At 53.3% G+C, this 18,193-nt stretch carries 25 protein-coding genes and 1 pseudogene; 7 read left to right on the top strand and 19 right to left on the bottom strand.

Annotated elements, in window-relative coordinates:
• Nucleotides 1–69: 69 nt before the first annotated feature.
• The 18 genes and pseudogenes from ABVT36_RS17965 to ABVT36_RS17880 all read right to left on the bottom strand — a co-directional run bounded on the left by ABVT36_RS17965 (nt 70) and on the right by ABVT36_RS17880 (nt 12,347).
• The gene (locus ABVT36_RS17965; RefSeq protein ID WP_368457783.1) at nt 70–2,169 is read right to left on the bottom strand and encodes a hypothetical protein; all 2,100 of its coding nucleotides are present in this window, start codon (nt 2,167–2,169) and stop codon (nt 70–72) included.
• On the bottom strand, nt 2,169–3,476 hold the full coding sequence (locus ABVT36_RS17960) for a PBSX family phage terminase large subunit (RefSeq protein WP_368457782.1): 1,308 nt from the start codon (nt 3,474–3,476) through the stop codon (nt 2,169–2,171). The genes ABVT36_RS17965 and ABVT36_RS17960 overlap by 1 nt, the downstream gene beginning before the upstream one ends.
• Nucleotides 3,473–4,039, bottom strand: a complete 567-nt coding sequence (locus tag ABVT36_RS17955; protein ID WP_368457781.1) for a terminase small subunit — start codon at nt 4,037–4,039, stop codon at nt 3,473–3,475. Before ABVT36_RS17955 ends, ABVT36_RS17960 begins: the two co-directional genes overlap by 4 nt.
• Nucleotides 4,039–4,302 carry a hypothetical protein gene (locus tag ABVT36_RS17950; RefSeq protein ID WP_368457711.1) on the bottom strand — a complete coding sequence of 88 codons (264 nt, stop codon included), beginning with the start codon at nt 4,300–4,302 and terminating at the stop codon, nt 4,039–4,041. Before ABVT36_RS17950 ends, ABVT36_RS17955 begins: the two co-directional genes overlap by 1 nt.
• Nucleotides 4,299–4,808, bottom strand: a complete 510-nt coding sequence (locus ABVT36_RS17945; RefSeq protein WP_368457780.1) for a hypothetical protein — start codon at nt 4,806–4,808, stop codon at nt 4,299–4,301. Before ABVT36_RS17945 ends, ABVT36_RS17950 begins: the two co-directional genes overlap by 4 nt.
• Nucleotides 4,808–5,185, bottom strand: coding sequence for a D-Ala-D-Ala carboxypeptidase family metallohydrolase (locus ABVT36_RS17940; RefSeq protein WP_368457779.1), 378 nt, complete (start codon nt 5,183–5,185; stop codon nt 4,808–4,810). The genes ABVT36_RS17945 and ABVT36_RS17940 overlap by 1 nt, the downstream gene beginning before the upstream one ends.
• A 598-nt stretch (nt 5,186–5,783) precedes the next feature.
• On the bottom strand, nt 5,784–6,224 hold the full coding sequence (locus tag ABVT36_RS17935; RefSeq protein WP_368457778.1) for a hypothetical protein: 441 nt from the start codon (nt 6,222–6,224) through the stop codon (nt 5,784–5,786).
• On the bottom strand, nt 6,196–6,693 hold the full coding sequence (locus ABVT36_RS17930; protein WP_368457777.1) for a recombination protein NinB: 498 nt from the start codon (nt 6,691–6,693) through the stop codon (nt 6,196–6,198). Before ABVT36_RS17930 ends, ABVT36_RS17935 begins: the two co-directional genes overlap by 29 nt.
• Entirely contained in the window at nt 6,686–6,925 is a 240-nt protein-coding gene (locus ABVT36_RS17925) for a hypothetical protein (protein ID WP_368457776.1), read from the bottom strand. Before ABVT36_RS17925 ends, ABVT36_RS17930 begins: the two co-directional genes overlap by 8 nt.
• Nucleotides 6,926–6,941: 16 nt before the next feature.
• Nucleotides 6,942–7,556, bottom strand: a complete 615-nt coding sequence (locus ABVT36_RS17920; protein WP_368457775.1) for a Gp49 family protein — start codon at nt 7,554–7,556, stop codon at nt 6,942–6,944.
• 356 nt (nt 7,557–7,912) lie between these two features.
• A complete protein-coding gene (locus ABVT36_RS17915; protein ID WP_368457774.1) occupies nt 7,913–9,298 on the bottom strand; it encodes a replicative DNA helicase in 1,386 nt (461 codons plus the stop codon).
• On the bottom strand, nt 9,295–9,885 hold the full coding sequence (locus ABVT36_RS17910; protein ID WP_368457803.1) for a hypothetical protein: 591 nt from the start codon (nt 9,883–9,885) through the stop codon (nt 9,295–9,297). Before ABVT36_RS17910 ends, ABVT36_RS17915 begins: the two co-directional genes overlap by 4 nt.
• A gap of 258 nt (nt 9,886–10,143) precedes the next feature.
• Nucleotides 10,144–10,335: pseudogene (locus tag ABVT36_RS17905) on the bottom strand (helix-turn-helix domain-containing protein); the annotation flags it as partial.
• Nucleotides 10,332–10,565: a hypothetical protein gene (locus ABVT36_RS17900; protein ID WP_368457773.1), complete on the bottom strand. Its 234-nt coding sequence runs from the start codon at nt 10,563–10,565 to the stop codon at nt 10,332–10,334. The pseudogene ABVT36_RS17905 and the gene ABVT36_RS17900, both read right to left, overlap by 4 nt.
• Nucleotides 10,562–10,735: a hypothetical protein gene (locus tag ABVT36_RS17895; protein WP_368457772.1), complete on the bottom strand. Its 174-nt coding sequence runs from the start codon at nt 10,733–10,735 to the stop codon at nt 10,562–10,564. The genes ABVT36_RS17900 and ABVT36_RS17895 overlap by 4 nt, the downstream gene beginning before the upstream one ends.
• Nucleotides 10,736–10,937: 202 nt before the next feature.
• Nucleotides 10,938–11,186, bottom strand: coding sequence for a hypothetical protein (locus tag ABVT36_RS17890; protein ID WP_368457771.1), 249 nt, complete (start codon nt 11,184–11,186; stop codon nt 10,938–10,940).
• Between the two features lie 694 nt (nt 11,187–11,880).
• Nucleotides 11,881–12,108 (bottom strand): hypothetical protein, encoded by a 228-nt coding sequence (locus tag ABVT36_RS17885; RefSeq protein ID WP_368457770.1) that lies wholly within the window; start codon nt 12,106–12,108, stop codon nt 11,881–11,883.
• Nucleotides 12,109–12,161: 53 nt separating this feature from the next.
• The gene (locus ABVT36_RS17880; protein WP_368457769.1) at nt 12,162–12,347 is read right to left on the bottom strand and encodes a hypothetical protein; all 186 of its coding nucleotides are present in this window, start codon (nt 12,345–12,347) and stop codon (nt 12,162–12,164) included.
• Between the two features lie 804 nt (nt 12,348–13,151).
• Here ABVT36_RS17880 and ABVT36_RS17875 point away from each other — a divergent pair.
• Nucleotides 13,152–13,457 carry a hypothetical protein gene (locus ABVT36_RS17875; RefSeq protein WP_368457768.1) on the top strand — a complete coding sequence of 102 codons (306 nt, stop codon included), beginning with the start codon at nt 13,152–13,154 and terminating at the stop codon, nt 13,455–13,457.
• Here the strand turns inward: ABVT36_RS17875 and ABVT36_RS17870 are convergent.
• A complete protein-coding gene (locus tag ABVT36_RS17870; RefSeq protein ID WP_368457767.1) occupies nt 13,447–13,647 on the bottom strand; it encodes a hypothetical protein in 201 nt (66 codons plus the stop codon). The two genes, ABVT36_RS17875 and ABVT36_RS17870, sit on opposite strands and share 11 nt — an antisense overlap.
• A gap of 97 nt (nt 13,648–13,744) precedes the next feature.
• On the opposite strand from ABVT36_RS17870, the gene ABVT36_RS17865 reads away from it, so the two are divergent.
• From ABVT36_RS17865 to ABVT36_RS17840, 6 genes are all read left to right on the top strand, one after another.
• Entirely contained in the window at nt 13,745–14,119 is a 375-nt protein-coding gene (locus tag ABVT36_RS17865; protein WP_368457766.1) for a helix-turn-helix domain-containing protein, read from the top strand.
• A gap of 289 nt (nt 14,120–14,408) precedes the next feature.
• Nucleotides 14,409–14,804: a hypothetical protein gene (locus ABVT36_RS17860; RefSeq protein ID WP_368457765.1), complete on the top strand. Its 396-nt coding sequence runs from the start codon at nt 14,409–14,411 to the stop codon at nt 14,802–14,804.
• On the top strand, nt 14,801–15,325 hold the full coding sequence (locus ABVT36_RS17855; RefSeq protein WP_368457764.1) for an HNH endonuclease: 525 nt from the start codon (nt 14,801–14,803) through the stop codon (nt 15,323–15,325). Before ABVT36_RS17860 ends, ABVT36_RS17855 begins: the two co-directional genes overlap by 4 nt.
• On the top strand, nt 15,318–16,067 hold the full coding sequence (locus ABVT36_RS17850) for a recombinase RecT (RefSeq protein ID WP_368457763.1): 750 nt from the start codon (nt 15,318–15,320) through the stop codon (nt 16,065–16,067). Before ABVT36_RS17855 ends, ABVT36_RS17850 begins: the two co-directional genes overlap by 8 nt.
• Nucleotides 16,067–17,587 carry a YqaJ viral recombinase family protein gene (locus ABVT36_RS17845; RefSeq protein WP_368457762.1) on the top strand — a complete coding sequence of 507 codons (1,521 nt, stop codon included), beginning with the start codon at nt 16,067–16,069 and terminating at the stop codon, nt 17,585–17,587. Before ABVT36_RS17850 ends, ABVT36_RS17845 begins: the two co-directional genes overlap by 1 nt.
• A 79-nt stretch (nt 17,588–17,666) precedes the next feature.
• On the top strand, nt 17,667–18,119 hold the full coding sequence (locus ABVT36_RS17840) for a hypothetical protein (RefSeq protein ID WP_367152864.1): 453 nt from the start codon (nt 17,667–17,669) through the stop codon (nt 18,117–18,119).
• The last annotated feature ends 74 nt before the right edge of the window (nt 18,120–18,193 follow it).

Here is an 18,193-nt window from a genome sequence, read left to right as displayed (position 1 = left end):
CCCGGGCATAAAAAAACCCGCACAGAGCGGGTTATTTACATCCGGGGTTGGCCGTCGCCGGCCAATAGGTCACGCAGTTATTGGGCTATCCCCAACCTGCTGGAATCTGAGTTGCGAGCGTTTTAGTGCCACGTCCGCAATAATGCTCTTGAGTTCCGCGATCAGTTTTTCCGTTTGCATATCGAGATGATGCAACTGGCTATCACTCATACGGGCTTTGCCCTGCTCGGTACCGGCTTGCGCCTCCAGTTTGGCGGCTTCCGCGGATAGCTTGCGCACCTTCTCCTGCGCCTCGGCCATACCTAGCTGTTGCATCGCCTGCTCGAACTGCTGCGCCTGCTGCATCTGGGCGCGCTGTGCTTGCGTCATTTCTTCGGGGTCCAGGCCGCGACCAGTCGCTTCGCGGATTCGCGCGACAATCTTGTCGCGGTTGGGCAGGTCCGTACTCTCCACAATCAAATCCAGCATGATCACCTGCATATCCGGCGGTAGGCTTGATGCCAGCTCCATCATCCGTTGCGTGACCTGGGCGCGGTACCCGGGTGTGCTGGTAATATCTCCCAACACCACATGCAATTTGGCCTTGGTCACCACATTGGTGGCCGGCCTGTTGTCCGCGTCCACCGCATTGAGCCGGATCACTTTGCTCTTGTCCGGTTTGCCGACGTTCGTCTTGACCTCCACGTTGGGCTGGTCCGCCAGGTCCTCGACAATGTGCGCCAGCAGCAACTCCGCTACCTGGTTCCGGGCATAACGAAAATTATCGGTCAGCTCCGCCAGCGTGGTGCTGCCCTGCTCCACCAGCGAATTGATGGCAACACCAGAGGCGGCCGAACTGTCCTGCCCCAGGAATGCGGAATAAACACCGGCCACATCCTGAATGACCTTCTGCGCCTCCTGCATCACGGAGAACTGCTGCTGGGCAATGGAGTCTTCGGTGATAATCTCGAAGCCCCTTATGTCCTTGTTTTGGCGGTTCTTGTTAAGGTTGATGATGCCGTCCAGGCGGTAAATCTCGTCCATCACCTCCTCTTCGCTCATATTCGCTATAGCGTCTTCATCCTTGACCACCAAACGGCTATTGAGCTGGCGCGTCAGACGCTGCCTGCGCAGATTGATCTCGTCCTGCGCCGGCAACATCCGGCGGCCCAGGCCGTAGGGCACATTGGTACTGTCTTCCCTAAACCCCCAGAAGGGCACATAGGGAAAGTGGTTGTGCGGGTGCGGGCTATCCACGTCCACCAATCGGTGTGGACCTATAAAGTATGCCAGGCGTATTTTGGGGAAGGCCATGGTCTGTACCTGCACCTTGCCACTGGCGATCACCGCCTGATGCCATTTGTTTTTCGGGTCCGCCTCGATCACCCGTCCGTCAGGGGTAAAAAACACTGGCCGGCGTACATACTGGCGGTAGTAAACCTCGTAGATCAGCGTCCGGTCGCGGTTCGAGTCCCACCAGTCCTCATAGTGCAACTCCGTATCCGTGTAGTCGCTGTAAGCGCCGACCAAATCCGGGCGGTTCATCAAATGGAGATCGGTGTCGAAGTTCTCCCAACCGTTGGTGGCGTACTGGATCATATCCTCGTGCGCGGGGAAGGCCATGATCGCCTCATCCCGGTCCACCCAACGGCGGCGTACCAACCAGCGTGCGTCGGAAAGATCCGGTTGCACCGAATGCCAGTCCCACCAGATCTCATTGCGATGCACCTTGTGACAGCGATAGGCGGGTCCGAAGGGGTCGCTGGTACGGCTCACCTCTACCCAGTCCAGGCCCGCCTTGACCTGGCCAGCAAAGGCGTCGGCACAGGCCCTGTCCAGCCTTACCAGGCGCGCGGCTTCGTTAAAGCGCTCATTCAGCGCTTCCGCCACCTCCATGGAATCCTCATCGTCGGCGCGCACAATCAGGTCCGCCCGGGTCCGAGCCTCCAGCCCCAACACCCCGTCAATGGCCGGCGCCATCAAATTGTGAATCAGCAGCGGCTGGCCCAGTTCCCTCATCTTCGCCTGTTGCTCGGGCGTCAGCTGGTTGCCGTCATAGTAGGCACAGGCCCGATCCGCCTCGGAGCGCCAGTTCGGCTGATAGGCAATATCACTCAGGAACCGCTCCAGCTTGTATAACGGCAATCCACCCTTCACTTGTGGATCGTCTCTCAGTGCGACTTCACCCATTAAGATCTCCAGTCCCGGGGCGGGCGCTTTTTGCCAACCTTCTCGCCCGGGGAGCGCGGCAGTTCATAAGCCACCGCCATCAGACCGAACGCATCTGCACCATGGGAAGACCAGTCATGCTCCGGTCCCAGGCCAATGTTGCGCGCCTCATCAATTTTTTCGTGATACCAGCCCAGTGCCTCCAGGCCGCCTGTACAACCTTCCTCATCGAACCAGATGGACGGAAAGAGGTGTCGTGCTGCCTCGATCCGCGCGGAAGCGGCACCTTTGCCCTGATTGGGTACCACGGTGACGTCAAAATTCGCCTTACGCAGCTCCGACTCATACGACACATCAAAAACCCTGTCATGGGTACCGCCATCGTGAGGCAGCCAGATTTTGGTGTTGTGATTGCCAAAGTCGTTCTCCCACATCCACTCCAAGTGCGCGCTCAACGGCTGACCAACGCGCTCGTAGTAGCGCAAGACCCGTACTTCACGACCAACAAACTGCGTTATCCACATGGCGAACGCATCTGCCCGCGCACCGGTACCGCCAATATCCACAAAAGCGCGGTAGGTCATCAGAGGCTCAGCAGCCACTCGACCTATGCGACCTTCCTGCCGGGCTCTCACCAGGCTCTGCGCGTAGTAGGCACCTTTGGCGACCGTGATATAGCCACCTTCCCAGATATTGTCGTACTGGTCCGCATCATCGCGCAGACAATCCCTGCGCTCCTGCTCCAGTTCCGCGGGAAACCACGGGTTATCACTCCAGTTCGCCCGAACTACCTGTGCCCCTGTGGGAGCGATGCCCTGACGGAGCATCACATCCACCGGATCTGTCTTTAGGCGTGGATTCCATGAAAACCACAGTTGTGAACCCGGAGTGCGTATCGTCGGGCGCAACAGCTGCAGGGATCGGCTTGAGATTGTCTGCGCCTCTTCACACCAGGCGCGGTGAAAACCCTCAAGGGACTTGATGGATTCCGCTGTGTGGTCCTGCATCCCCTGGAACATGACAATGCCATCCCCGGGGGTCTCTATGCGGTCCGCGAATATGCGAAAGCTCCTGGATACCCCGAGCTTTTGAATCTTGTCTTCAATCAGGCGCTTGGCGGACTCCTTCAGGGTCTTTTGCACCTCGCGGATACACACCATCCGCAGGCCCTCTCCCCCATTCTCCCCGGGAAAGGCCAGGGCATCCTCAACCCCAAGGCCGGCAAAGAAATGCGACTTCCCGGAACCCCGACCGCCCCAGGCGCCCTTGTATCTTGCGGGCGCCAATAGCGGGCGGAATACCTTGGCGGTCGGTATGTCGAGAATCAAGACGTTTTGCCCGTCTCGACAATGGTGCGCCGGATTTCCCGTACTTCTATCTCGCCGGAGTGCTTCACATTCTCACTGAACGCCGATACGCCAACATGCTTGCCCATTAACTCCAAAATCTTGGTTTTGTCCGGCCATTTCAGCTTCTTCAGCACCGCGAGTGTTTCTTCCGCCGATTCCGTGCCCTTGAGCACTGATTCGCTAATGTCGATGCTGCTGATTGATTGGCGCCAGACTCGCGGCCATTCGGCCAGCGGCTTGACCGTCATGTCGTCGCGGAGGATTTCACCGACCTCCATGCTGTCGATGTCAGCCAAGCGCTTCAGTACATAGTCCGCGTCTATCTGAGTGCGCTCAGACCGGGCTTTCTGAGCCTTCTCGATGTACTTTGCAACCTCAGTATTTCTCAGTAATTCTGCTGCATTGACCTCGGCCGTTCTTTGGCTTGATTTGGGGTATGCAGCCTTATATGCCTTGGTCGCATTCAACTCGGGATCAGCCAGATAGGTGTCAGCAAAGACCTGCCACTTGTCCGTCAGACCGTTGGAATTGCGCCTGGCCATTACTCTCCCCGCTCTATCAGCCTTTCCAGCTTGTTATCAATGCGCTGGAGCCGGGTTCGGATCTCGTCCTTGAACTCAGCTATGTGCTTCTGCTCAAGAGAGCGGAGGTCTGATTCGTGTTGAATCGCCTGGGAGTTGGCGCCAATCCCCTTCTCCACATCAGATCCCCATACAAACAAACCAACCACCAGCAGGATGATGCTCACTATCTGGGTGACAGATACGCTCTTGCTCAAGTGCCAATGCTCCGTTTGAGTTGTCATGGTTTTACCATCGCCTTTGTCTTTTCCTTACTGCCTTGGCTGGAGCCGTACCAGAACTGCAGGATCATTGGTATTGCGCCGGTGATCACACCGAGCATCAGAGTTCCGGTCTGTTCGAATGCCGGGGTTACCTCTACGCTGCCGGAGAACAACAGGTAGGTCAGGAAGAAATAGCCGCTGATAAACACAAACGACAGCACCGCCTGAACCCACAGGCCCCCTTTAATGCCTAGTTCCCGTGCACTCTTGCGATCCTCCACCTCGAGCCGGTACACATCAATATCCAGCTCACGCATTTTGAGCTTGAACTGGCTATCAAGGCTGCGCAGTTCCAGTAGCTGTTCGGGGCTCGCCGTCAAAATGGTGTTGGCAATATCCTGTTCAGTGGCCTTCTCATCACCCAGTAGGGTACCGGCCAAGAATTTGACTGCCGTTCCCGCAACAGGGCCACCCAAAGCAGCACCCAGGGTAGGCGCCACGCTTTTAACTATCGCTTTCCAGTCCATTAGTAACTCCAGACTGTGGGCCGGGCTCGCTCGCCCGGTACGGGTCCAAGGTCATCCAGATGGATGAATCGGCCGCTGTGAGCCCCCTTTTGCTTCACGCCGATACCGGTAAACCCCACCTCCTGCGCGATACTCAGCAGCTCATAGGCCCGCGCACCAGCAACAGATACATCCACCGCCTGCCCTGTGGTATGCGTCATGGTGGAGCCGATCTTGGCGCAATGGGCCGGGCAGCGATAACCCGAGTTGATCACCATCGGCTTATTGAAGCGCTTCCTCACTCTGATCAATCGGCGCAAGGTGTCATCCGAGAAGTGGTTTTTGCCACAACAACGGCAAGCCAACTCCTCCTCCGTGAAGTAGTCGTTCTTGAACATGGGATCACCGGAAATAAAAAAACCCCGCCAGGATCAACCGGCGAGGTTGTGAGTTAGGGGAGTATTTGTTTTACAGTAAAAGCCGACTTATGGCGGCCTATCAGGATGATCGCTGCACATACTTCTTCTGCAGCTTACCAGAAAATACCATCTAGACATCTAGACTGTCAATACATCCAGACTGTATTTAGATCCAGTTAGGTATAATCTTGCGCCAAAATGAATGCCTCCACCTTTCCCTCTATGACGCTACACATATTCGCGACCCACGCTTTAGACTTTTTCACGGTCCCTGCCACTTTATGGCACGGGCAGCGATAGTAGTAACGCAGCCAAAATACTGATTCCTCCTGCGCAGCCCGCTCTCGATCCTTGCGTTTTCTGATCGTACTTAGGTAAGCTAATACCGCTTTATCGGTCTGTTCAGCGCGTTCATGATCAATAGGTTCTGAGTGCTCTCTGTGACCGCTCCGTAACTTATGTCCAAATGCAGCCATACGGGGCCAGTTGACGGAATCTCCCGGTCTCTCAGGAAAAGCGCGGGACCACTCCCACAGCTGATCTCGAATTTCAAACACTGACACCAATTGGCCCTGCATCAAAAATATCCTACAAACTCGATCCGCCCCGCCTCACCATCCTTTCTCAATGCCTGCATTCGCCGATACTCGTGTCGGTAATGCTTCGATATGTCGCTCTTATGCTTTTGCTTTACATCCCTCCTGGCGAACCGGGCATTGTCCACCACCTGCTTTTTCTCCACTAAAATGTCGTAGGCGCCCTCCCCGAGCCTTTCCCTTACCCACCGGGTGAACTCATGCGGGTTACCCTCAAAGAAGTAGTGACAGCGGGTACAGTGAGCAAACGCATTATTTGGGTCGAACCGAACTGCATAGTTCCCCCGTCCATGGAAGTGAGAGCATTGCAGTCCGGCACTATTTTCAGGGTATTCATTTTTACAGCCTTCACACCTCCACTCGGCCCTCTCCCGCACACACTTTGAGAACCATTTATCCGCGCTTGTGATCTTTACGCCCACGGCTCAACTCTCCCCAAATTGTCTTGTATTGCCCCTGATGGGGATCAAGTACGGTGATGCGCCAAAAATCAAAGACAAAGCGACGCACATCCTCCAGATACTCGGAAAATTCCTTTTTCGTCAGCTTGGTAGTAGAACGGTACACTGTGATGCTCTTACCTTTAGCCTCGATGCTGCCAATGGCCAGGAACTTCTGCTTGAATATCTCGTGCAAAAGCTCTTTGGTGTACGGGTGCTCTGTACCATCATCACAGGGAATGACTATACCGGCCTCATCCAGCTGGCGGGAAATCTCCTTATACACCCAGCCCCATAGGAATTTGTTTTGCAGGCTGGTTCGATTTTCTTTCAAAGGCCCCACTTTCACAGCTATCGGCTTATCGGCGTCAGGCTGCAGGGCTTGGAGGCGAGCCAGCGCATTAGTCTTTTGCGCCTGGGTTCGCAATATCCAAAACTCACCCTCAATCATTCATTCCACTCCTCACGAGCGCCTCAGCAAATTGGCAAGGTCTGGAAAATACCCCGATCAAACTATTGCCCAGCTCAATGCGCTGCCGTGCCACTACGGTATTGGCGAAGATTACATCGTACAGGCCCTCGATCCGTTTCCCTGCCACGTTGTTGCGGAAAACAGCCAGAGGGCTGTCATCGCTAGCCGACTTCAGCCGCCGTCTAATATCGGCTTTGATCATCCAGCTCATTGCTTTGCTAACCTTCCTATACGGTGACGGCGAGATCACATTGATTCGCACCACGCCCCTCATACAGGGCTTGCTTCAACAGATAGCCTTCCAAAGAGCATATTTTTTGCACAGCATTCTCCAAGGAAGCTTTCTTTCCCGCTTGCCAATCGAAATCCTCTGTACTCACGCAGGAACTTTCACCAGTGACTGTGGAACCGTTAACTAGGAATACAACACAGATCATTAACGTATCGGTCAACCGATAGAATGCAACAGAAGTAATTCTGCTGATGAGCTTTTCAGGAACTACCCGTGGGGCGTTGAGCCCAGAAGTTTCCTCATCGCAACATGAAACACTGACTGAATCACCCGGAAAGCTCTGGTTTGGGAGGAGTCTGTCTAACCATCGATTATTGCTCTGCAAGATATTTCCAGCCTCAAATTCTTTGGCCGGACAAAAGGATTCGTAGCCGGTGTCTACGTACCGGATGTAATATCCACCGACTACTGGATCATGCTTTTTCACATAGGCATCGGTTACTTCCACCCGCTCGCCTTCCCCTGTGATCCGGTGAGCGCCCTGACGGACAGCGAGAATTTTTTCAATCTTAAATGCTTCACGGACACGATTTGATACATACTTTTTCATACTAAATTTCCTTTTTTAAATATAGAAAATCAAAACAAATGCAGATATAGGCCAGAACAAACATTGCCTCCATGCGGCTGCCATCCTCCACAACAGAACCAGAGACACCAACAAGCCGACTATTTCCATTTGTTGCACTCTGGACATGGCATACCACGCTTATTTTCGGTCACTGTTTTTTCGTCCTTGATCCATCCAGTGTTGTGGCCACATTTATGGCATTCAAACTCAATGATCCTTACATCGTTGTCCTGACCCGCATCAACCACCCGCATCATCACCCTTGGTGGGCGCCTCGGCTTTATGCCCGTAGTTGAGAACATATCCAAATTAGTCATATCCCAATCCCTTTTCTATTAACTTCGGAATTGCTGGAACTTGTTTTGTGGATCAGGCTGTTGGATCTCTCCCGCCCACACATCCATCCGAAACTGGCTAAGACTTGCCTTTAGGTGATCGATACCCGGCTCGCCACGCCGATGTTTACAGGTGATGACCTCCACCAAACCAGGGTTTAGGGAGTCGAAATTGTCTTTGTCCTCCCTGTACAACAACGCCACTATGTCAGCATCCTGTTCAATGGCACCGGAATCACGCAGCTGGGACATGCTAGGCCGACCACCCCGGGATGCTTCGCGGTTAAATTGACACAGCGCCACCACGGGTATATCAAGTTCTTTTGCCAGTGCCTTGAACCCGGCCGAGACACTAGCCACCTCCCGCTCCCTATTCTGCCCGTCACCACGAACTAATTGCAGATAGTCCACAACGATCAATGACAGGGGGGTCTTGCGGTGAGCGCGGCGGGCACGACCAGCGATTTGATTGATATGCAAATTTGCCTGTTCATCCACCAGCATGTCGGCGCTTTTGATCCTGGCCACCGCAGTGGATAAGGCCGTCCAACACTGGGAATCGATTGCTTTGCGGTCTTCAGGACTATCAGAATCCAAACGACCTACGTTTATGCGTCCGACCATTCCCACTAACCGGCGATAAAGCTCACGACTACTAAGCTCCAACGAGAAAACCAGAGCACGATTCCCATTAAGCGCATTGTGAGCGGCCAACTGCAGACCAACCACCGTTTTGCCGGTTCCGGTTGTACCGGCCAGGACCACAAATTCCCCACCACGCAACCCCTTCCAACGTCGGTCTACGCAATCCCAGCCGGTGTGTACCCGCTTGACCCGCTCCCCACCCTCCAGGCGCTTCCAATCCTCCAACACCTCCTTTGCCGCCCCGTCCAATCCCTGGGGACCGTTGCCGGCGTCACGGGCACGCTCCAGCTCAGACAAACTGGATTGGCACTCGTTGATCACCTCGGCTACAGGTCGGATGGGAGTGGCGTAAACGGATTTCCCAGCTTCATCCAGGGATGACAGCAACTTGCGACGATGTGCGTGGTCGGCAGCGATACGTGCATAGGCCCGCACATTGGAAGCGCCAGGTGTGTTTTCCACCAACTCCGCCAGGTACGCAGGGCCACCAACCCTTCCCAGTGTTTCGGCGCGATTGAGTTCCTCTGCCAGCGTCACCACATCCACCGGCTGGGAGTTTGTCGTCAGTGTCTCTATAGCGCCGGCGATGGTACGGTGCCCAGCCGTCAAAAAATCCGCAGGACCGATAATCTCGAATACTTCATCGACGGCAGCAGGGTTGATCAGGAGCCCACCGAGCACCATCTGCTCAGAGGCGATCAGAGCGTCCTGTTCTGTGTCGTTCAGGCACTCGGCGATCATGCTGCTGTCCTATCCCGATATTTTTCACCTTCGCAGATCTCACGAAAGTTGTCTGGGTTGGTCAGAAAACCAAAATCCGCCATCCATCCGCTAGGCACCTGCCCGGTCAGTCCAGGCAGCCCTGCGCAATACTCAAAGTAATCCCCAAACCTTCGCTCTGACCTACCCAGCTTTTCCCACAGGCTGCCAAGATTCTCCAAGCGACGGCGACTGAATCCGGTACAGGGCGGATGTTGTGGGAGAACCTTGTGGTACAGGTCAACAATGCGGTTCGGTGCCATACCGAGTCCGGGGATTTCATCTTGAAACTTCTCCTGTCGGATCATTCGATCAAGGGTTGGCCAAAATTGGCCATCAGGCTCGATCCGGCTACGCAGTCGGACGTAGTTCAGCAATTCAGCCAGCACCGAGCGGGAATTTTTCTTGGTTACCAGTTTGCGCAACTGGGCGATGGATTGCTTTTTGTCACGCTTCTTCGGATAGGTTTTCCAGAGGCGATCAGCGTAACGATCAAACCAATTCGGCAAATCCCGCCTGCACACCTGGGGGGGTAGGGGGGGATTGGGTAGTTCATTGGGTAGTTCCATGGATAGTTCATTGGGTAGTTCGGGTGGCCGTGTGTCACCCCTACTGGACTCTGTGCCACCCCTGCTGGACTCTGTGCCACCCCTGGGGTGATCCTGTGCCACGGGTGGCCGTGTGTCACCCCTAGTATTTTCGCGCTCTACCGGCGTGCTCTCTTTCTTCAAATCAGAGTAATCCCGAGCCTGAATAAAGGTGATTTGATAAAGATTGGACTCTCGACCATCAGTCCCACCATGCCGCAAGATGGATAGCCAACCAGACTCGCATAGAGCCTTTATAGCTCGCTTTACTGTGCGCTCGTGAAGACCTGTCTGAGCCGCTATCCGTCGCGCTGACGGGTACGCTGTCAAACTATCAGATGCATAGGAGCATATGGCTATGTAAACCATACGCTGTGTTGCTGGCAGTTCGGCATGCTGGGCCTTCAGCAGTAGATCGAATGATGACCTCATAACCCAAACTCCTCAGCCCGGCGGCGGCATATTGCGCGCAACTTTTTGACCGCAAGCTCAAGGGTCACATCGTCCAGCATGAAAAGCGCATTGGCCAAGGTTGCTGCGGTAGCTGGCAACCCGTGATAACCTAGCGGCACGTCAAGTTTTTCCAGGCGCGCATTCAATGCATCAATAGCCAAAATTTCATCCATGGTTGCTTCCGGCGTGGATTGTTTCGGCTTACTCATTTGATACCCCCGACAATTTCTTTCCGATAAGCGCGATCAGCATCCGCCGCCTCTTTGATGCGTTCAGGCGATATTTGAAATAAGGCTCGCGCCAAGTCAAAGACAGGCAGGCCCGTTTGTTTTGCGCGCTCGCGCAAGCAATACAGAACAAAAAGATCAGAGTCTGTCATTGATTCTCCCTCCAGCATCTGCTGTCGCTCAATGCGCTTGATGGTTCCGGTACATCAAAAGGTGCCGGTCTTTCCCGGCTGTCAGCGGTCTTTCCCGCCGTCTGCTATTGCGGGCCGGCTTGGCGTCCCTCCACGGCCCTTTGGGGGTTATATGTATCGGCTTTCCACCGACTCAGGGCTCCATCCCTTTACAGCAATAGCGCTAATCCACCTTTAATCCGCTAAGGTGTTCGCGCTCAAGATCAATGACGCTCGCCCACTCATTCGCGAGCTGAACACCAAGAGCGGCCAGTTCCCGCGTAGTCGGATCGTTGTTTGGGATATAGCTAATAGTGCGGAACAGAGCGCGTAGTTTTTCTGCAGACTCCAGACTGAAGTCAGCGAGATCTACAGATTGGGCGATGATTTGAGCAGCCGGAGTAATAGGCGCAACTTGGGCTTGAGCTGGCATTGTAGCCTCCTTGTATGGCAGGTTGTCCGCCACCAAAGAGGTACCAAGCTCAATAGGGTGGCGGGGTAGACGGGTTGGTACTACCGCTACAAGGAAACGGCCCTCCCGAAGGAGGCCCGAATACCCCACCATAACTACGAGGTTTCGCGCATAAAAAAAGACGCTTACTGCTAGAGGCGTCTTCCAGGCGCCTTGTAAATACGGGGTACCAATCCCGGCTCCCGATTTTGCGGAAGCGTGGTAAGCATGGCACTGTCCTCCAGCCCCTGTCAACAGGGAGAGCGTGCTTTTCCGTATTGGCACCCTTTGCATTACTAGCAATAACCTCAGTTTTTCAATTCAGACGGTGAATTAGTTTCCGCCCTACTCTTGTTAACCCAATTCATCTATTTGTCTCACGCACTCCCTGGGTATCCGCATGAGACCAGATGCCTGGGCATTTTCTGAATCCACGTCGCCCAGATTTTGAGCCAACATCAAAACGTACTTTCCTTCAGCAACAAGCCACCCGACAGATTTGCACTGAACCACTTCCAACAGTGGCAAATCGTCCAGGTGGCACCACTTGCCATACGGCTGCGCACTGTCTACCCAACTGACAAGAACCAATCTAAAATTTTTTGTCTTGGACGCCATTACTTCCCTCTCAAACGAGTCAGTACAGCCGTGAACTACGTCATTGATTAATTCAGTGTCAGCAAGCACTTTCTGGAAGCTTGATAGAGTTTTTGGGAGTCTCTGATAGCCCTTCTAACTCAAACAACTGTTCGGTAACCTCATCCAGAATGGTCTCAGCCTGCTGTTCGGCCAACTGTGCCTGTGTTTTGCCCTTAGCTCCTTCCGACCGTCGGGCGCAAAAAGCTAGTCGCTGAGTTTCATGCTCGGGCATATCCATCAACAACTTAGGAATAATTTCATCCATGGGATAACCTACTCTTGATTGATGTTGTTCCGCCGACCAATCGGGACCTCCACCTACAGCTTTTTGAACTTGCCCAATATGGCTTGAGCCGCCTGGGCTTTTTTAACCTCTTCGAGAGTCTCAGCCTCGTAAATGGGCAGTGACGCCTCAATGATGATCCTGGCCAGCTGTTCATGACCGATACCGTAACGCTGTGCAACAGCCTTTAACCGATCAAACACCGGTTGTGATGTGCGCAAATTCGATTTCCGAAAATTCGTTTTCATCCCCAATCCCTGTGCCTGTAACTTTGTAATAGGTGCCGGCCTTCCACCGGCTCGGGGCTATAGCCCTTGGCACTGTATCGCCACACACTTCGCGGTCGTGTCGTGCCTGATCCCCCCCGAGCGCTGTTGCTTAGCTCCATCCTGTGGGTGGATTGCTTGGTGCCGGTCTTTCCCGGCTGTCAGCGGTCTTTCCCGCCGTCCGCTACCACAGGCTGATGTAGCACCTCGGATTTACGGGTATCTGGGATCAGTTCGGAATCATCGCCCCAAATATCGGGGCGGCATTCCGCCCGCGTGACTTCACCCCCTGTCGCACGCTCTATTGCCCGCGACAGCTTCTGCCCAGGTTCCTCGGCACCACACGCTATGGCATTCAAGTGCCCAATAGAGCAGCCAACTGCCGCAGCCAGGCTGGCGCGACGCTTCAAACAAGGTCTAATTTTTAAGTATTTGACAAGTTCCATGCGGCGAAGTTTATGAAAAACATGCTCAACTTGCAAGAGTTGAGCTTATTTTCAATGAGCAATTTAACGCCATAATGCATGTTTTTCGGTATAGCAGGGAACTAGACTGTTTGTAACACTGTTTACGAAATCAGGCGGTATACACAATCAAATGACTATTAAAGAGATACGGCGAGCCAATGCCCGCTATTTGGCCCGGAAGTTCAACAATCGGCGAGAGTTCGCAGAAGCGACACACATCAGCCGCTCTCAATTGAGTCAACGCATTGGCCCAAATCCGACAGAAAACATAGGGGATGCAATAGCCAGGCGGATGGAACTAGCAGCAGGCGTACCTGAAGGGTGGCTGGACCGTGAACATGCTGAGGTCACAGGGGAGGAACAGAGACAGCAACCCCCCGAAGGGTATATTGACCCTGATGAGTTAATGGTCGCTGTTCAGGAAGTATGGGATGCCATGGAGATACGAGGAGAAAAAATCAGCCCCTCACTGCTGATGAGTGCCGCCTATATTTACCTGCAACTACGAAACGCTCGTGGAGAAGCGAGTCCCGACGATGCCAGCCAGTCTATAACCATCGCCCGCAGCACCATCAAGTCCCTGGATATCAATCGGTAACTGAATACTCCCAGTCAAGACAAAACTCGTCTGCACCCTTTTTGGGGCACTCAGGTCGTTTGACACACTCTCTACATTGGTAGGGCATTGCCATTTCGACTGCAATAAAAGCCAACTCTAGGGAGCCTTCTTCTTCCTTAGCACCAAAGCCTTTCGCTGCTGAACCACCTAATAGAAGTAAATCCTGCAATATCCTATTCCTTCGGAAAAGTACTCCAAACTTGACAAAACTACGAGCCGTATCCCCTCAAATATAAAGTTTATTTAGTCACAGGCTAACATAATGCATGTTGCGCCAGTGTCGCGAAAACCATACAATTTTTAACCAATTGTCGCGCATCCAAGACACTACTCCCTTCTTGAACGACCTCCTAACCTCAATCGGTATTCGCATAAGACGACGCGCCTTACAGCTCAACCTCAAACAACACCAAGTCGCCGAGGCACTGGGTGTATCCCGCGGATTCATTTGCGACCTCTATGCCGGCAGAAAACGAGGGGTGTCATTTGAGCAAATTGTGACCCTTTGTACACTCCTTGATATCTCAGCTGATCAGCTCCTCGACCTCGAACCAGGCGAAGCACGCCTAACTGACGCACAAATGACCAGACTTCTCACAACGATTGAGACAGCTATCAGAGAGCAGACACCAGACAAATAACAAAGAGACACATAAACCTACATTTAATTTCTGGCCTTTGTTGCATTTGTTTATGTTTTTTATATATTATACATAAACACCGTTAGCGCAAGGGCATAATCATGCACGCCACCCGCTTAAATACCGTTACGCGAGACTCTTTTAGACATCCTGAGCGCCCAAAAGAGCCTAAACCAGGCGTATATGGCGCAAATTTCTTCAGAACAGTTCTGACAAACGGTTATATCCGTCCCGATAGTATCACTGGCGAAGCTGAACCCAACCTGAAACAAAGTTGTGAGGTGGCGCAATGATGAACTTCGCCACCAGCTCAGCCAGGCCAATAGAAAACGCCCTCCCCGACTACGAGCATCACCAGGACAGCCAGCGGGAAATCACCGACAAGCAAATTAAGGAAGTCTCGGACTTCATCGAGTGCCGCTTGTTTAAAGAGCGCGGCGTTTTGAGCAAAGCTGCCGTGCGCGCTCGCGAATTGTTCGCCGATGCAATGGCAGACCGGATCGACAGCCTAGCCGGGAATTCAGATAGCACCGGCCCTGAACACATCGGTTTGCTTGCAATACATGACGCTGTAGAGGCTGGATTCGAGATCCAAGAGGCCGCCCGTAAAGCCATAGCGCACATTGCCAAGGAGCACTTCGAGGAGTTCTCAGCCGAAGCTCGCTGCGGGAGTTGGTTCGAATGAGCAACAAGCTAAGCGAACGCCGAATTAACAAGTTCACGAAGTGGTTGGCAGCCCAGGGCGCTGAAATGCTACCGACAACCAATGAATATGAAGTACTGCGATTCAGGTGCTCTCTCGGTGTCGGGGTTATCTACAGAACTAAGCAGGGCAAGCACTCGGTAAGCGGTCCTCTCGTGACGGAAGCGCTAAACGCCTATTCAAAAGGCAGAAAGTGGGCTGGAAAAGGAAAGTCAACAAAGCGGACCTATTGCAGTAGGCGCAAGCAACAGCTACTGAACCGAGACGGTAATGAGTGCTTCTACTGTGGGCAACCGCTTGGCAGCGATGTCACTGAGGAGCATCTGGTGGCACTCAATCAGGGCGGCCCAAACCGATTAGAGAACCTGGTGCTGGCTCACAAACCTTGCAATCTCAAAGCCGGAAATCTGCCCGTGATGGAGAAGGTACGACTGCGTGAAGCAATGCGTGCGGAACCGACTAAACGCAAAATCAACTGGGAGTGTGAAGATATTCATGTCTAGGGAAACTGCAAAAACCAGTGGCTTTGCATTACAGCCACAAAACATGAGTGAGGCCATGAATATGGCCAACATGCTGGCAACCAGCCAAATGGTACCAAAGCAATACCAAAACAAGCCGCAGGACGCACTGGTAGCCATGATGATGGGTGTGGAGCTGGGGCTTAACCCTATTCAAGCCCTGCAAAATATCGCGGTCATTAACGGGAAGCCTTCTATCTACGGCGATGCCCTACTGGCCTTAGTCCAGAACCATCCCGCCTTTGGGGGCCACCAAGAGTCCTTCGACGACCAAACCATGACAGCTGCCTGCACAGTGTGGCGTCGCGGTGAAAAAAAATCGCATACCCAAACATTCAGCCAAGCCGATGCTGAGAAAGCTGGCCTGTGGGGCAAGCAAGGGCCATGGACTCAATATCCAAAGCGGATGCTGATGTGGCGCGCCAGAGGCTACGCATTGCGCGACAAGTTCTCAGACGCACTGGGCGGGCTGATTACAGCTGAAGAAGCCCAGGACATTCCTGCAGAGCGCGACATTACGCCGAGCAAAGAAGAAGAGTCTCGTCCAGCCCTGGAGCACTACCCGCAAGAAAAATTCGATACGAACTTTGAAGCCTGGAAAGGGTTGGTCGAGGCAGGCAAAAAATCACCAGAACAAATCCTGGCCACGGTTGAGAGCCGCGCTGTACTCACCGAGCAGCAGCGCCAGCGCATATTGAATATCGGTACTCAGGAGGCCGCGTAATGAAAATTCTCAATTTGACACAAGGTAGCGTGGAGTGGCACGCAGCACGCATCAACTACTTCACCGCCAGCGAAGCACCGGCGATGATGGGAGAGAGTAAATACAAATCCCGCTCTCAACTAATCAAAGAAAAGGCGACAGGACTCAGTGAAGGAACAACCGAGGCCCAAAACCGACTTTTCCAAAAAGGCCATGAAGCCGAAGCATCCATTCGGGAACATATCGAGCACGAACTCGGCGACGAGCTGTTCCCGGCAACTGGAGTGAGTGACTGTGGAACCTATCTAGCGTCGTTCGATGGCATAACCATGGATGAATCACTGATCTGGGAGCACAAGCTCTACAGCGTCGGGCTCGCTGACAGTGTACGCGCGGGCACTCTCGAACCGCATTACTACTGGCAACTAGAGCACCAACTCCTGGTCAGTGGCGCAGAGAAGGCAGTATTCACAACTTCTGACGGCTCGCCGGACGCTTGCTACAGCATGGAATACGTTTCGGTACCTGAGCGCCGAGCCGCGTTGATCGCCGGATGGCAGCAGTTCGCGGAAGACCTTTCCAACTACAAGCCAGAGACTGAGCAGGTCGAAGCGACCGGTCACGCCCCTGAAACACTGCCAGCATTACGTATTGAAGTCACAGGTATGGTCACCGCCAGTAACCTGCAGCAGTTTCAAGACCATGCTTTAACCGTCTTTAAAGGCATTAATACCGAGCTTAAAACGGACCAGCATTTCGCGGATGCAGAACAGACAGTCAAATGGTGCAAAGAGGTCGAACAGCGCCTGAGCGCCGCCAAGGATCACGCCCTCAGTCAAACCCAAAGCATCGACGAGTTGTTCCGTGCTATCAACGATATTAGTGAGCAGGCACGCAGCAAGCGCTTGGAGCTTGAGAAATTGGTCAAGGCGCGCAAGAAGGAGATCCGCGAAGAAATCGCAATGTCAGCTTGTGAGGACCTTATGGGGCATATTGGGGAAATCAATAAGACATTAGATAACGGAGTCCGAATGCCACCGATTATTACCTATTTTGACGGAGTGATGAAAGGAAAACGGACATTTGCCAGCCTGCGCGATGCAGTCAGCACCGAGTTGGCCCGCGCTAAAATCGAGGCCAACCAGATCGCCGATAAGATCCGCCTGAACCTGAAAACCCTGCGCGATGATACCGCCGGCTTCGAAACGCTGTTTGCGGACTCCCAGCAATTGGTACTGAAAGATAACGACGACCTTCGTGCAACGATCACGGCAAGGATTGCAGAGCATAAGGCCGCAGATCAAGAGCGCCAGCAGGCAGAGCAGGTGCAACAAAAAATCGTGCCGCCATCAGCAGAAATCTCGGCTTCTCGTGAAGTCGGCTCAATCAGGCAAACCGCCGCCGAAAATACCCGGCCTTCGGATCAGCAAATCATTGGTGTTCTCGCCAGGCATTATCGCGTTCACGAATCAAAAGTCCACGAGTGGCTTTTGGATATGGATCTACAGAGGGCCGGTGACGCCCTCGCAAGCAATTTTTAACCAACACCCTGGACATTGAAAAACGCAGTAACAGTAAGGGTAAGTAAACTCAGCTGTAATTAAAATTAAGGAGAGGGACATGTACGTTTATAAGAAAATGGAATCCGAACTTTGGACCGTTGGATTCTATACACCAGATGGTCAGTGGGAGCCGGAGTCGGATCACTCAAGCCAAGAAGATGCAGCCAATCGGGTTTTCCAGTTGAATGGCGGTTTTACTGAGAAACAAGACCAGCCCGAAACCAAACACTACTACTTGCAACTTGACGATAACCCATTGTTTGTTAGCGGGCCAGAAACAGCGATTATCATCACTGGCTATACCCCAACATATGACGATAACAGCTTGCGCCTCATTTTGAAGGGGAACCATTACAAGGAATTAGCCAAGCGACAGGACAATGGCGGATTTGAAGCCTGCCTTGCATATTTTGAGGAACACCTTGACCAAGCCTCCCCCTACAGTGAACACCATATCCCTGCCAACAGAAAAATAATCACCAGGGTCAAAGACGATTTTGGATCACGGTAGTAGTAATCGCTTTTAACCAGCGCCCCGGCGCACTCAGTCAGCAGTAACCGTTAGGGCCGCCAGTACGGGGCCCA

This window comes from Microbulbifer sp. TYP-18 (assembly GCF_040932045.1).
Lineage (GTDB): Bacteria > Pseudomonadota > Gammaproteobacteria > Pseudomonadales > Cellvibrionaceae > Microbulbifer.
The sequence above is the reverse complement of the archived record's forward strand: the minus strand, read 5'-3'. Positions and strand labels throughout refer to the sequence as shown.